Consider the following 14,062-nt stretch of genomic DNA (forward strand, 5'->3'; position numbering starts at 1 on the left):
AAAAAAAAACGTTTGATGCAGGATTTGCTGGATTTTGTGGCCTAACGGAACAATTTAATGACTGGAATGGCATTTCAGGATTTTAAACGTTCCTTAACTATATGAGGCTGTCGTTTCAAGAGAGTAGCAACGGCATCAATATTATTAGATTGCTTAAATACTCTTTTCATTAGGTCGATTTCTGTAGCAGTCCAAGGGTCGTAAGCTCGTGGATAATTTTTTCTGATTTCCAATTCTTGTGATGTAAATTTTGCGTTTGTTCTTTTAGGGAGAGAATCGATAAGTGGCGCTTCCTTAGCTATTAGTTGGTCGATTTCATCTTGTGACAATTTGGGGGCATAATGTTTTTGCGAATCTTCTCCTGTTGTTCGTATATCACTAAGCTCCGCTCGGTCTTCCGAGGCAAGATAAAAATGCCACTCGTTTTGTCCCGAAGCTGATAGAGAATGCGCACATTGAGGTATTAATTTAAGCATTCCTGCATGTTTTAACTTATTAAGAAAACGTCTTAAAAATAGCCCATTGTGTCTGTCTGCTTTTATTAATCCTCTTCTAACTAAAAAGCTATAAATATCAGGTGTTCTTGCATCTTTTTGGCCTGTTGATAGGAGATATTCCTGTATCGCTCTGCTTATTCGACGAGCTTTTTGGATTTCTTCATGGGTTAAATTCATATAAGCAGGGTATGGATATCCAATATAATGAAAAAATGCGATAATCTCAACTGTTTGGATGTCCAATGGAGATAAAACAATCCCTGCATTCCTTCTCCAGGGCCTACCGTCCATGGACGTTCTGTGGTAATCGTAATGATTTCCCACACGTCTGCATCAATCCATTTCTTTATTATTTCACAGGCAATAACGCCCTCATGAGGATATGAACTATTTTCATCGAAACATTGGGTGATTATTTGAGGCAATAAAAAAGGCCGCCTGATGGCGACCTTTTTGTTTTCTGTACCGCGTACGGGAGTCGAACCCGTCATTCCTCCGTGAAAGGGAGGCGTCTTAGCCGATTGACCAACGCGGCATATGGTCATTTTTGGGATTGCAAAGGTAATCGAAATCCACACAATTCCAAATTTTTCCAACACAATTGTCAGTCAGGGCGGTTCAGGTTCCCCCAGTCAGACATGCTTTCAATCACCTGCTCGGCGGACATTCCCTTTTCCGTCAGTTCATATTCCACCCGCGGCGGCACCTCCGCATATACGATCCGCCTCACCAGGCCATCCGCCTCCATCTCGCGCAGCTGTGCTACCAGCATGCGTTCGGACACGCCCTCCACGGCCCGCAGCAGCTCGCTGTACCGCATCCGGCCCTGCAGCAGCCGGAACAGGATCGCGGGCTTCCAGCGGCCGCCCAGCACAGATAATGTATAGGCCATCCCGCAGCCGCGGACGATGGCTGCCTCGTTCATCGCATTTGTAGACCTCTCTTTACGCATATCTTACGTTTTTGTTAGTACTTAACAATTTAAGCAGTACATGCAAAAATAATACTTCCATCCTACATTTGCCATATGAAAAATCTCAGCAACAAAACAGCCCTGGTAACAGGAGGGAGCCGCGGCATAGGAGCGGCCATCGCCAAAAGACTGGCTAAAGAAGGCGCAAATGTAGCCATCACTTACAGTGCATCAAAAGAAAAAGCCCACGAAGTGCTGAAAGCCATTGAAGCCTGCGGCGTAAAAGGCATCGCCATCCAGGCGGACAGCGCGGATGCAAGTGCCCTGAAGGCCGCCGTAGATCAAACGGCGAAAGAATTCAACGGGCTCAATATTCTCGTGAACAACGCCGGCGTGGCATCCTACAAACCCATGGAAGAATTTTCCCTGGAGGAGTATGATCATGCCATGAACGTCAATGTAAAAGGCGTGTTCGTAGGCTCGCAGGCGGCTTTAAAATATCTCGGAGAAGGTGGCCGCATCATCAATATCGGCACCTGCATGGTGGATAAAGTGGCTTTCCCCGGCGCCACGGTGTACAGCATGAGCAAAACAGCGCTCGTGGGGCTTACGAAAGCACTGGCCCGTGAAGTAGGCAAGAAAGGCATCACGGTGAACCTGGTGCACCCCGGTCCCATTAACACCGATATGAACCCGGCAGACGGTCCCTCCGCCGATTTTCAGCGGACTTTACTGGCGGTGGACGATTTCGGCGAAACCGAAGATATTGCCGCTATGGTGGCATTTCTCGCCGGCGAACAGGCAAAAAACATCACCGGCACAGGCATCACGATCGACGGCGGAACGAACATTTAACAAAATAAATAGCGCCATAACCGGATATTTTGGGTATCATTATGTACAATGCCAACTGGTACAAAAGTGTATGAGACGCATTCATACCTGCTAAACTACCTGCGACGTTATACTGATTATGCCTAAAGTTTCCTTCAACAACAAGAACGCGCTTTTCTTTCCTTCGCTGAAAGCATCGGTGGAAGAGTATTTCAGGGAGAATGACCTGAAAAAAACCGGCAATCTTCACCTGCACATCAAAACGATCGTGCTGATTCCTGCCGCCATCCTGATCTATGTAAGCCTGCTGGTATTTCCGCTGCACGTGGTGCCGGCCATTTTTCTGAGCGCCCTGCTGGGCTTTACCCTGGCCTGTATCGGCTTCAACGTGATGCACGATGCCTGTCACGGCAGCTACTCCACCAAAGGATGGGTGAACGATACGCTCGGCCTTACTTTGAACGCACTGGGCGGCAACGCCTTCATCTGGAAACAGAAACATAACATCATCCATCATACGTATACGAATGTGGACGGGCTGGACGATGACATCGCCAAAAGCCCGCTGATGCGTCAGTGCAGCAGCCAGCAATGGGTGCCGATGCACCGGCTGCAACATTTTTACGTGGTGCTGGTATACGGGATCTCGTCCTTCGCATGGGTGTTCATCATGGATTTCGTGAAATACCTGAGCAGCAAGGTGTACAGAACGCCGCTGCAGCGCATGAAGTTCTCCGATCATTTCGTGTTCTGGATGAGCAAGGTATTATACGTGGCCTTTTATATTGTGCTGCCCATCCTGATCGTGGGCCCGCAGGCCTGGGTGATCGGTTTTGTAGCCATGCACCTGGTAATGGGATTCACACTGGCGATCGTGTTCCAGTTGGCGCATGTGGTGGAAGAAACGGAGTTTGAAGCAGTGGGGGAAGATGATAGAATAGTCGAAAACGAATGGGCGATCCACCAGATAAAGACCACCGCGAATTTTTCGCCGGATGATAAGGTGGTTTCCTGGTTCGTAGGCGGCCTCAACTACCAGGTGGAGCATCACCTGTTCCCGCGGATCAGCCACGTGCACTATCCCGCGCTAAGCAAGATCGTGGAGGAAAAATGCAGGGAGTTCAACCTGCCGTACAACAGCCTGCCTACCATGGGCGCGGCCGTGCGCTCCCATTTCCGCTTTATGCGGATGCTGGGCATGAAGCCTGAGGTGGTGCCGGCGTAGACGGGTGGCCTTAACATGTATTTAACGCCGATTTGCATTTTTCATCCTGAAATTGCAGACGATTGTTAAATCAGCCACTTTTCTCCGGTTTAGCTTTCGACAGCTTTCTTCGTATTACAGACCAGCTTTACATAACAAAAAGGCGCTCCTCCACCCGGAAAGAGCGCCTTTTTCATGCCCATCCCCCAAAAAAATCTTCCACACCTGTGTCTGCCCCGTACCATCGATCAAAATAAATCCCCCATTTTAGCACCATCATTATTAGAATAACAAACTCATTCACAAATTATTAACACCGGCAGAAAGGCGAATGAAGTATCTAACATCTTCAAAAACCTCCCATCTATGGATAAGCTACATCAACTGGTCGTTCAGCAACTTGGCCCGCGCTCGCTGCAGAATGATGCAAACGTGCTCGCTGCTTACCTCCGGCAGATTCAGGAGCAAAGGCAGCTGATGACCCGCGCGCTGCTCGACGCCACCTGCTCCAACGACGATAAAGACGGGAAAAGGATCATGGTGCGCCAGCACCAGGCGGCGCTCACACGTTTGCTGGACAGCATCTATTATTACATCAGCATACACCGGTCCACTTCCTGGCAGCGGCCGCAACAGGAGCCGGACCTTATCATGGACTTTTATCTGCAGGTGGAGGAAAACCTGCAGGACGTGATGATTGGGCTGGAACAGCACTTTTCCGAATTTATGGAGATGGACAAACCATTACCTTTCAGTTATGCCGTTCTCGCCCGCAAGCAGCTGGCCCTGCGGCTGAAGGAAGTAGACTGGCTGGCCCGTGCACCGGCGCTGGAACACGCCCTCGTGGCGCTGATCTTCCGGCCGGTGCGGGAACTGATCAACAATGCAAACGACCGCATCACCTTTCGCGAGCTGTTCTATCACCGGGACCTGCTCAGCCAGCTGGTGCAGCTCACCACGCTGGACCTTGTGCCGGTAGACCGTTTTTCCTGGCAGGTGCATTACATCCTGCAGCACATGAATTTCAATACGCTCGAATATTACCTTTATTGCACGGAACGCATCCGCACAAAGCTGCAGCAATATAAAAAGCTGACGGACCGCATCGCCTGCCTGAAATGGTTCATCAGGGAAGTGAAAGGTATTCCACCGGGAATGAACGGATCAGGGCTGGATATGACGCAGCCACCTGTCAGCAGGCAATTGCTCCGCTGGCTGGAAGACGAGAAGCAATACCTGCAGGAGCTGCACGCCGCCAGCAGGGAAGCGCGCATTCTTACCAATCTCACGCTCCCGCAGTTGACGTTGCTGGTGCGGCTGTTCGTTGACGAGGGCATCATTGCCAGCACTTCCACGGAACAGGTGCTGCGGTTTGTAGCCAGTGTGCTCACGGCTAACCAGGCCGGCGCCGCCACCGGCGATAACTTCGAAGCACGCTACCATCATCCCGCGCTTGCCACCATTCAGTCCTGCAAAGCCACCATCGCGCGGCTGGCAGCCCGTTTGCAGGAATACGAGATCAGCCTTCATGCATATGCTGGTTAACGAACTATTTACAAAATCCCAATGTAAAATCTCATCCGATGAAACAAGATTTTATCGCCATCCAGGAGGCGTTGTTTGAACAGCTCGCCCTGCATGAAACCCAAACGCCCAACCTGCTGGAGCGGACCAAAAGAGGCGCGCAGATAGTCGGCAAAGTGCTGGCGCAGCTGAAAGCGCATGTGCTGGAAAATGATTTTGAAAGCAAGGAAGAAGAGATCACATTTTACAAAATCATCTTCCCCAACATCCACAGCCAGAATGTTTACTACAGCCGTCTCTTCCGCATTGAAGCGGACAGTCCCCGTAAAGTACCGGCGGAATACAAGCGTTTCCTGGAGCAGGAGAACGAGCGCATCAACCTGTTTTTTGAAGAGCACGGCGCGTTGTTCATCTACCATCGCAGCAAAGCCAGTGATATGGATGAAGTGTATTTCCTGCGTAACAGTCTTTATAACAATAACTATCCGGATGACCTGGATGGCATGCTGGACACACGTTTCTGCAATCCCAATTCCATCCGGCTCGGTGAGCTGATGGGGCTCGAGCGCGTAAAGGAATACCTGGAAAAGGCGATGGAAAAAGCAGATGCCGCGCTGGAAGAAAGCAGGAGAGCGCTCAAACCGCAACTGGTATGGACCGCCCGGAAGGCGGACCTGGCGGAGCTTGGATATGCCATCTATGCGTCCAAAGCGCTGAACCACGGGCGCGCGGAGCTGAAGCAGATATTCGCATGGCTGGAAGCTTCTTTCAGCATCTCGCTGGGTAACCCCTACAGTATTTTCCGGGATCTGCGCGTGCGCAAAGGAGAGCGGGCCCGCTTTTCAGAAGTGATGAAATCAGCGCTTGAAAAGCTGATGGAAGAGATGGATGAGGATACTTCCCGCGCATTCAACGGTGGCAAAGCGCCGCGTCATCCATGACCTTTGCTTTTGCAGGAGAGGATTTTTAGCAATATCTTCGGTTTTTGCTAAAAAATCTGCTTCATGAAATATCTTGTATTTGCCGGCCTCATTCTGACGGCCGCAGCATGTAACCAGAGAAAATCTTCACAGTACACGGAGGCCGCCCAACCCGGCGCCAAAGACCTGCACACTTTATCCAACGCGGACAGCATCCACCTGCAGCACCTTCACCTTGATATTGCGGTGGATTTCAACGCGCACACCATCAGCGGCCTTGCTGCGTGGACTATCAGCAACAAGTCCGGCGCCACCGTGCTGCACCTGGATACCCGCGGCCTGTCGATTGACAGCGTGACGGTAGACGGCAGGAAAGCAGATCACAGCCTGGATGCCGCCGCGCCCATGCTTGGCAGCCGCCTTAACATCCCTGTGGAAGCAGATTCCAGGCTGGTCAATATCTGGTATAAAACCGGCAGCAATGCTACCGCCCTGCAATGGCTGGAACCTTCGCAGACCCTCGGCAAACAACATCCTTTCCTCTACACCCAATCCGAATCCATCTACGCCCGCACCTGGATTCCCTGTGCGGACGGCCCCGGCATCCGCTTTACGTACGATGCCCGCGTCACTGTACCGAAAGGACTGATGGCCCTGATGAGCGCCGAAAATACGCAGCAGCGCAGCGACAGCGGCATCTATCATTTTAAAATGGAACAACCCGTGCCAGCCTACCTGATGGCGCTGGCGGTGGGCGATATCGGTTTTAAAGCGATCGACGCCCGCACCGGCGTGTACGCGGAACCGGCCATGCTGGAGAAAGCGCACAACGAATTTGCGGAAGTGGGAAAGATGGTGACCACTGCAGAAGGATTGTACGGCCCTTACCGCTGGGGCAGGTACGATGTGCTCGTGCTGCCGCCGGGATTCCCGCTGGGCGGCATGGAAAACCCCCGCCTTACATTCGCCACGCCCACGATCATCGCGGGTGACCGCTCGCTGGTAAGCCTCATTGCGCACGAGCTGGCGCACAGCTGGAGCGGCAACCTGGTAACGAACGCTACCTGGGAAGATTTCTGGCTGAATGAAGGATTCACCGTATACTTCGAGCGCCGCATCATGGAAGCGATGATGGGCGCGGATTACGCAGATATGTTATGGGAGCTTGGCTACCAGGACCTGGAAGGCACCGTGACCGAACTCGGCACGGACAGTCGCGATACCTGGCTGAAGCTCGATCTCAAAGGCCGTGATCCCGACGAAGGACTGACGGACATCGCTTATGAAAAAGGCGCGCACTTCCTGCGGCGCATCGAAGAAACCGCCGGCCGCGCAAAGATCGATACGTTCCTGCGTCATTATTTTGATTCGCATGCATTCCAGACCATGAACACCGAACAGTTCCTGCAATACCTCAACGCAAAGCTGCTCAACGGCGATACCACCAAAGTGAATGTGAACGAATGGGTATACGGCCCCGGCATCCCGGAAGATTGTCCCCGTGCGAAACAAAAGCTCTTTTCAAAAGTAGATGAAGCGCGCAAACAGTTCCTCGAAAACGGCCAGTTGCCGAACGCGGAATGGTCTTCCCACGAGTGGCTGCACTTCCTGCGCAAAATGCCGCGGCCATTGACCATGCAGCAGATGACGGCGCTGGACAATGCTTTCCATTTCACACAGACCGGCAACAGCGAAGTGGCGGACCTCTGGTTCATCATGGCCGTGGCGGCGGAGTATACACCGGCGTATCCGGCCATGGAACAGTTCCTCAGTCAGGTAGGCCGCAGGAAATTCCTCACGCCGCTTTACACAGAAATGATGAAAACACCCAAAGGCCGTGAAATGGCCATCCGCATTTACGGAAAATATAAACAGAACTATCATCCGCTGGCACAGGAATCGCTGGGCAAGCTGATCAAATAAAACGGGGGGCGTGATGCAGATGAATTTGATGGGCAGATTTTTTGTTACATCTTCGTTACATGAACAGTCCATCCGCATCACGCCCGTTGTTGTTTCTGCGGTCACTCCAGGCAGCTTTCAAGGCGCTGTCCGCTTCCGATCCCTTACGGCTGGCCGGGGCCACGGCGTTTTTCACCACCTTCGCGCTTCCCGCCATCCTGATCATCATCCTCTCGGCTTTACGCCTGGTATTCATTCCAAGGAATATCAGCCGGCAACTGTTCACGCAACTGGAAGAGCTGGTCGGCCGCGAAACCACGCAGGACCTGATCCATACGCTGCGGGCGTTCCGCAGCATTGCGGAAAACTGGCTGATCGCTATCGGCGGGTTTATCTTTCTTTTGTTTGTGGCAACCACTTTGTTCAAGGTGATCAAGGATTCACTGAACCAGGTATGGGCCATCCGTTCCGTTCGCCGCCGGAGCTTTAAAAGCATCATGCGCTCCCGTTTACGCGGTGTGCTGGTGATACTTTTCACCGGCTTCCTCTTCATCCTCGGCCTTTTCTTCGAAACCGCGCTCGCCTTTTTGGGAAAATATATCCAGCAACTGGTGCCCGAACTGGTCACCTATTACCGCAGCGCATTCAGCTATCTCATTACTATCGTCACAGCTACTTTGTGGTTTGCCCTGGTATTTTACCTGTTGCCGGACGGCAGGCCGCGCTGGAAGATACTGTTCACCGGGGCATTGGTAACCAGCATCCTGTTCAATATCGGCAAGCTGGTGCTGCGCTGGCTGCTCACCTATAGCAATATCAACAGCATATACGGCGCTTCCGCGTCTATTGTGCTGTTGTTGCTGTTCGTGTTTTATTGTTCGCTGATCTTTTATTTCGGTGCGTCGTTCACGAATGTGTGGGCGGATGCGAACGGTGTGCCGGTGGAGCCGTTGCCGTATGCGAAGAAGTACAGGATTGCGGATGTAAAGGAGGAGGAATAAAAGATGAAATTAAAATCTACTGCTCATTTAATCGTGGCATAATAATTCGACCCGCTACGGTATGTTATACAGATTCTTCAAATCTTAAAATGTATCGTATGAAGGCGGCCGTTTTTCACAAAGCAGGAGATATACAGGTAGACACCGTAGACGATCCGGTCATCCAGGACAGCCGGGACGTGATCCTGAAAGTTACTTCCACCGCTATATGCGGGTCCGATCTGCACATCCTCAGCGGCGCCGTGCCGCAGGCTTCGAACCTCATTATGGGGCATGAGTTCATGGGCATTGTGGAAGAAGTGGGACAAAATATCACCCACCTGAAAAAAGGCGACAGGGTAGTAGTGCCATTTCCTATCGCCTGCGGCTCCTGTTTCTTCTGCACGCACGGTGCTTCCGTGAACTGCGAAAACTCCAATCATAAACATTATGGTCCCAATGGCGACATGCTGGATGAGAAAGGCGGCGCCCTCTTCGGGTACACGGACCTGTACGGCGGCTACGCGGGCGGTCAGGCGGAATATGTGCGCGTGCCTTATGCGGATGTTAGTCCGCGTAAAGTGCCGGACCATCTGACGGATGAACAGGCCCTTTTCCTGACGGACATATTCCCGACGGGATGGACGGCCATCGACTGGGCACAGCTGAAAGGCGGGGAGGTGGTGGCCATCTTCGGATCGGGACCGGTGGGCCTCATGGCGCAAAAGGCCGCCTGGCTGAACGGCGCTTCACGGGTATTTGCGATCGATCCGCTGGATTACCGGCTGGAAAAGGCCCGGCTCGTCAATAACGTGGAAACCATCAACCCGCATGATACAGATCCTGTAGAAGTGATCCGTGCCGCCACGGCAGGCCGCGGAGCGGATGTATGCGTGGATGCCGTAGGCTTTGAGCCGGAGCGCTCCTTTATGGATAAAGTGAAGGCCACCATCAATTTTGAAAAAGGTTCCATCAGCGTACTGGAAATGTGCTTCAAGGCGGTGAGAAGAAGCGGCACCGTCACCATCATGGGCGTGTACGGCAGCCCGTATGACAACTTCCCCGTTTTCCGGATGTTCGATAAAGGAATTACCATCCGGCAGGGACAGGCGCCGGTATTGAATTACATCGATAAGCTGATAGAGCTGGTCAGCACCGGCAAAGTAGTGCTGGACGATATTATCTCCCATTCGCTTCCGCTCAGCGAAGCGGCGCATGCTTACAAGATTTTTGACAAGAAGGAAGACGATTGTGTGAAAGTGGTATTGAAGCCATAGCTGGATTGAGAGGCCGGCAGGGAGGGTTTCAATGCCTTCCCTGCTCTGTTGCCAGTGTGGATACCCCCACCTTTTCCAAAGCCCTGTCCGCCGGCCCCGTCAATACATTTCCATCCACATCGTACCGCGCGCCGTGGCAGGGGCAGTCCCACGACCGCTCCGCGCTGTTCCATTTCACATCGCAACGCATATGCGTACACACCGGGTGAATGGCATGCACCTCCCCGCTTTCGCTTTTGTAGACCGCCAGCTTCTGATCTTCATATTTCACTACCTTGCCTTCGCCCGGCGCGAGGGCGGAAAGTCCGGGTATGTTTTCGGCCGGCAGGAATTTTTCCGCGAATTGTTTTACCACGTCCGCATTATGTTTGATAAAATTGGTAAACCCCGCCACCGGCTTGATGCGGTTGGGATCAAACAATTCCGTGTAAGGCGAAGGTTCCTGCAGGATCAGCTGCCGCAGCAATAACGCGGCCACGCTGCTGTATACCATGCCGTTGCCGCTATATCCGGTGGCAACAAATATATGTTCCTGTTCGCCAGGAAGGTGGCCGATGTAAGGCAGGCCGTCCGCCGGCTCAAAGTATTGTGAAGACCAGCGGTAGCAAACTTCGCGGACCGGGAAATGCTGGCGGACGATGGATTCCAGCTCGCGGAAACATCGTCCGGTTTCCTCTTCATGTCCTGTTTTATGGTCCATTCCCCCGGCTACCAGGTATTTTTGTCCATCTACCACCTGCGTGCGGTAGTAGTTGTAAGGATCATGCATGTCGTACGCAAGATCTTCCGGGTATTGATCGTTCTCGAGCGTAACCGCCATGGCGTAGCTCCGCCAGGGCGCGCAACGGAGGTGCAGCAGGTTGATGCCCGGTGGAATGTGTGTCGCGTAAACAATATCTACAGCGCTGAAGCGGCCTTTGATGGTGATCACTTCCATGCGGTCGTTCTTTTCTATTGCCTGCACGGGGCATTCCTGCACGATGGCGCCGCCGAGTTCTTCGAACACGCGGGCAAGGCCATGCACATAGAGAGTGGGGTTGAATTTCGCCTGCCCCTTTGCCTGCATCGCTTTGGTGAAAGGTATGGGCACGGGGATGCCGGTAGTATACCGCACGTCCAGTCCCGCCGCTTCCGAAGCCTTCCTGATATCTTCCAGCTCCCGCTCCTGCTTTTCATCCTGTGCAAACAGGAAAGCGTCCGCTTCCATGAAGTCGCAATCGATCAGGTAGCGTTTGCAATTCGTATTGATCAGTTCAATCGCCTCCTTCGTGGCGCGGGCCACGAGGGCGGCATTTTCTTCCCCGAAGTTTTTGCTGATAGTGGTGTATGGCGTGTCCAGCAAGGTGTTCAGGTGAGCCGTGGTGCCGCCGGTAGTGCCAAAGCAGAGATTACGGGCTTCCAGCACCAGGCATTTTTTCCCGGCCTCCTGCAGCAGCAGCGCAGTGCTGATGCCGGTGATGCCGCCGCCGATAACGATCACATCGTAATGGTGGTCCGCAACATCCCTGTCGCTTTTATAGATGCCGGTATGGTCCTGCCAGAGACTCGTGCAGTTTCCGTCGCGATGTATCATATGGGAAATTTTAATACATGGAAAATGTTCCAAATCACATGCCGGGAAAGTAACAGCAGTAAGGATTTTATGGTTTAATAAGGTATTTTCCTTACATTTATCTTACACTGTTAGTTAATTATTGCTCAGGCTATTAAGACGAAAGAAAATTGATGAAATCTACGATCACCTGTGTTTTGATCGATGACGATATAGATGATCAGGAGATTTTTTTGTATGCTATGCATGAAATTAGCCCGGATATTACCTGCCGCTTCTTTAGCGACGGTGATGTGGCTGTTCGGAAATTGAAGGAAGAAAAAGATTTCCTCCCTGATTGTTTTTTCATTGATCTTAACATGCCCAGAATGGACGGCCGTACCTGCCTTGCGGAAATCAAAAAGATTGACCGCCTGAAAGACGTGCCTGTAGCCATTTACACTACCTCCGCTGATCCGAAGGACATGGAAGAAACACGCAACGCGGGAGCGGATGATTATATTATCAAGGAAGCAAGTTTCGATGATCTTAAACCGCGGTTAGTTTCATTCCTGCAGCATATTGAAGAAAATGGTTGACATCTTTCCGCACATATACAGTTACCAGCAGTTCATAGACGATCTGCCGGTTGCAGCCTGCACCTGTGACCAGGGGGGATATATACAGCTGTTCAATGAGAAGGCGGTACGGCTTTTCGGACGGGCCCCGGCGCCGGGCGCGGAAAAATGGACGGACTTCTGGAAGGAATTCGGGGAGGACGGTTCCGGGCTGGAGCTGAATAAAATTGCACCGGTAGAAACCTTCGTGCGAAAACCCGACGGCAGGCACCGCCATGTGCGTATTTACAACCGTTCTCTCTCCGGCCCTGACGGATCGCCCGCCGGCAGCATTCACATTATCACGGACATCACGAAGGATAATAGTGAGGAAGAAGGAACCACCCACCGGGCGTTCATTGTGCAATCATCGTATGACGCCATCCTGAGCATCACGCTGGAAGGAATTGTAAAAAGCTGGAATGAAGGAGCTACCCGGATATTCGGGTATGCCGCGGAAGAGATCATCGGGCAACCGGTGACAAAGCTGCTCCCGCCGGACCGGCTGGACGAGGAGCCCGCCATCCTGGAACATGTGAAGAAAGGCGAGCGGGTAGATCACTTTGAAACAAAACGGCTCACCAAATGCAAGCGCCTCATTGATATCTCGCTGACCATCTCCCCCATAAAAGACAGCGCCGGCAATATCATCGGCGCGTCCAAAATAGCGCGGGACATCAGCGAGCAAAAAAGCATGGCCCGCATTAACCGGGAAAGGGAAGAGCTGTTCCGCATGGCGGTGGAATCCACCAATATCGGCAGCTGGGAATTCTATCCCCGGACATCCCATTTCATCGTTTCCGATGAAAGCCGCAAGATATGGGGCATTGAACGGGAGGCGGTTATCAGTATACCTTATCTGCAACATCTCGTGCATGAAGACGACTGGGAAATGCTGAAAAGAAACGCCTTGCATGCAATGGCGGCAGACGGCAAATTCCAGGCGCAGTTCCGCATTTACCGCGCGGATACCTGGGAGCTGCGGTGGGTCAAAGTGCAGGGCATGATATTTTTTTCAGAAAACCGGGAGCCGGAACGGTTTATCGGTACAATGCTGGACATCACGGCGGATAAAACGTTTACAGACAGGCTCGAAGAGATCGTGAACGAGCGCACCCGCGAGCTGATCACGCTGAACGAGCAGTTGAGAAGATCGAATGACGAGCTGGAACAGTTTGCCTACATCGCCAGTCATGACCTGCAGGAACCGATGCGTAAGGTGCAGACCTTCGCGGAACTGATCGAAAAAAACCTCGGGGAACCGGAATTGCTGGAACGCTACGCCGGCAGGATCAAGGCATCCTCTGCCCGGATGATCGGCCTTATCAGGGACGTGCTGGATTTTTCCCGTTTGTCGAAAGTAGCGGTACAGCTGCAGGAGGTAGACCTCAATATTGTATTACGGGAAGCCATGGAAACATGGCGGCCCGAAATGGAAAAGCGGAATGCCGCTTTGCAGTCGGACCTGCTGCCCGTTATCAAAGGGAATGCGGACCAGTTGTACCAGCTATTCCACAATCTGATCAGTAATTCGTTGAAATTCTGCGAAAAGCCGCCCCTTATCCACATTTCCGTATCCCGTTTGCATCACCAGCAGGTGATGATCGTTTTCAGGGATAACGGCATCGGCTTCGAACAAAAATATGCGGAGAAGATATTTCATATTTTCTCCCACCTGAATGCCGTTGAGCAGTACAGCGGTACTGGCATTGGGCTGGCGCTTTGCCGCAAGATCGTGGAGAACCATGGCGGCGCCATTACCGCTACCGGCATCCCCCGCGAAGGCGCTACATTCTTCATCTCCTTCCCCCTCTGACGGCCACGGCTGTTTCATTTGGCATTATTTTTACATGCTCATTCTCA

General features: G+C 52.3%; 12 protein-coding genes and 1 tRNA gene. 9 read left to right on the forward strand and 4 right to left on the reverse strand.

Annotated elements, in window-relative coordinates; genetic code table 11:
* Nucleotides 1-74: 74 nt before the first annotated feature.
* The 3 genes from CCY01nite_RS10525 to CCY01nite_RS10535 form a co-directional block, all read right to left on the reverse strand.
* Nucleotides 75-788, reverse strand: a complete 714-nt coding sequence (locus tag CCY01nite_RS10525) for a hypothetical protein (protein ID WP_146860437.1) — start codon at nt 786-788, stop codon at nt 75-77.
* Nucleotides 789-960: 172 nt separating this feature from the next.
* Nucleotides 961-1,032, reverse strand: a tRNA-Glu gene (locus CCY01nite_RS10530).
* Between the two features lie 69 nt (nt 1,033-1,101).
* Nucleotides 1,102-1,449: a winged helix-turn-helix transcriptional regulator gene (locus tag CCY01nite_RS10535; protein WP_146860440.1), complete on the reverse strand. Its 348-nt coding sequence runs from the start codon at nt 1,447-1,449 to the stop codon at nt 1,102-1,104.
* 75 nt (nt 1,450-1,524) lie between these two features.
* Here CCY01nite_RS10535 and CCY01nite_RS10540 point away from each other — a divergent pair, with 75 nt between their 5' ends.
* From CCY01nite_RS10540 to CCY01nite_RS10570, 7 genes are all read left to right on the forward strand, one after another.
* Nucleotides 1,525-2,265, forward strand: coding sequence for an SDR family NAD(P)-dependent oxidoreductase (locus CCY01nite_RS10540; RefSeq protein ID WP_146860443.1), 741 nt, complete (start codon nt 1,525-1,527; stop codon nt 2,263-2,265).
* 118 nt (nt 2,266-2,383) lie between these two features.
* A complete protein-coding gene (locus CCY01nite_RS10545; protein WP_146860446.1) occupies nt 2,384-3,469 on the forward strand; it encodes a fatty acid desaturase family protein in 1,086 nt (361 codons plus the stop codon).
* Nucleotides 3,470-3,814: 345 nt separating this feature from the next.
* Nucleotides 3,815-4,993 (forward strand): hypothetical protein, encoded by a 1,179-nt coding sequence (locus CCY01nite_RS10550; RefSeq protein ID WP_146860449.1) that lies wholly within the window; start codon nt 3,815-3,817, stop codon nt 4,991-4,993.
* A 38-nt stretch (nt 4,994-5,031) separates the two neighbouring features.
* A complete protein-coding gene (locus CCY01nite_RS10555) occupies nt 5,032-5,913 on the forward strand; it encodes an RteC domain-containing protein (protein ID WP_146860452.1) in 882 nt (293 codons plus the stop codon).
* Nucleotides 5,914-5,976: 63 nt separating this feature from the next.
* Nucleotides 5,977-7,815 (forward strand): M1 family metallopeptidase, encoded by a 1,839-nt coding sequence (locus tag CCY01nite_RS10560; protein WP_146860455.1) that lies wholly within the window; start codon nt 5,977-5,979, stop codon nt 7,813-7,815.
* Nucleotides 7,816-7,874: 59 nt separating this feature from the next.
* Nucleotides 7,875-8,795, forward strand: coding sequence for a YihY/virulence factor BrkB family protein (locus tag CCY01nite_RS10565; RefSeq protein WP_146860458.1), 921 nt, complete (start codon nt 7,875-7,877; stop codon nt 8,793-8,795).
* Between the two features lie 98 nt (nt 8,796-8,893).
* Nucleotides 8,894-10,051 carry a zinc-dependent alcohol dehydrogenase gene (locus CCY01nite_RS10570; protein WP_146860461.1) on the forward strand — a complete coding sequence of 386 codons (1,158 nt, stop codon included), beginning with the start codon at nt 8,894-8,896 and terminating at the stop codon, nt 10,049-10,051.
* 28 nt (nt 10,052-10,079) lie between these two features.
* Here CCY01nite_RS10570 and CCY01nite_RS10575 read toward each other — a convergent pair whose 3' ends face one another.
* Complete coding sequence (locus CCY01nite_RS10575) at nt 10,080-11,624, reverse strand: FAD-dependent oxidoreductase (RefSeq protein ID WP_146860464.1); 1,545 nt, start codon at nt 11,622-11,624, stop codon at nt 10,080-10,082.
* Nucleotides 11,625-11,776: 152 nt separating this feature from the next.
* On the opposite strand from CCY01nite_RS10575, the gene CCY01nite_RS10580 reads away from it, so the two are divergent.
* Together CCY01nite_RS10580 and CCY01nite_RS10585 are read left to right on the forward strand one after the other, a co-directional pair.
* Entirely contained in the window at nt 11,777-12,181 is a 405-nt protein-coding gene (locus CCY01nite_RS10580) for a response regulator (protein ID WP_146860467.1), read from the forward strand.
* Nucleotides 12,174-14,015, forward strand: coding sequence for a PAS domain-containing sensor histidine kinase (locus CCY01nite_RS10585; protein ID WP_146860471.1), 1,842 nt, complete (start codon nt 12,174-12,176; stop codon nt 14,013-14,015). Before CCY01nite_RS10580 ends, CCY01nite_RS10585 begins: the two co-directional genes overlap by 8 nt.
* Nucleotides 14,016-14,062 lie beyond the last annotated feature (47 nt).

This window comes from Chitinophaga cymbidii (assembly GCF_007992715.1).
GTDB classification, from domain to species: Bacteria; Bacteroidota; Bacteroidia; order Chitinophagales; family Chitinophagaceae; genus Chitinophaga; species Chitinophaga cymbidii.

Coding starts and splice junctions, on each gene's coding strand:
- CCY01nite_RS10525 (WP_146860437.1), bottom strand. CDS start 788: ATGGACGGTAGGCCCTGGAGAAGGAATGCAGGGATTGTTTTATCTCCA.
- CCY01nite_RS10535 (WP_146860440.1), bottom strand. CDS start 1,449: ATGCGTAAAGAGAGGTCTACAAATGCGATGAACGAGGCAGCCATCGTC.
- CCY01nite_RS10540 (WP_146860443.1), top strand. CDS start 1,525: ATGAAAAATCTCAGCAACAAAACAGCCCTGGTAACAGGAGGGAGCCGC.
- CCY01nite_RS10545 (WP_146860446.1), top strand. CDS start 2,384: ATGCCTAAAGTTTCCTTCAACAACAAGAACGCGCTTTTCTTTCCTTCG.
- CCY01nite_RS10550 (WP_146860449.1), top strand. CDS start 3,815: ATGGATAAGCTACATCAACTGGTCGTTCAGCAACTTGGCCCGCGCTCG.
- CCY01nite_RS10555 (WP_146860452.1), top strand. CDS start 5,032: ATGAAACAAGATTTTATCGCCATCCAGGAGGCGTTGTTTGAACAGCTC.
- CCY01nite_RS10560 (WP_146860455.1), top strand. CDS start 5,977: ATGAAATATCTTGTATTTGCCGGCCTCATTCTGACGGCCGCAGCATGT.
- CCY01nite_RS10565 (WP_146860458.1), top strand. CDS start 7,875: ATGAACAGTCCATCCGCATCACGCCCGTTGTTGTTTCTGCGGTCACTC.
- CCY01nite_RS10570 (WP_146860461.1), top strand. CDS start 8,894: ATGAAGGCGGCCGTTTTTCACAAAGCAGGAGATATACAGGTAGACACC.
- CCY01nite_RS10575 (WP_146860464.1), bottom strand. CDS start 11,624: ATGATACATCGCGACGGAAACTGCACGAGTCTCTGGCAGGACCATACC.
- CCY01nite_RS10580 (WP_146860467.1), top strand. CDS start 11,777: ATGAAATCTACGATCACCTGTGTTTTGATCGATGACGATATAGATGAT.
- CCY01nite_RS10585 (WP_146860471.1), top strand. CDS start 12,174: ATGGTTGACATCTTTCCGCACATATACAGTTACCAGCAGTTCATAGAC.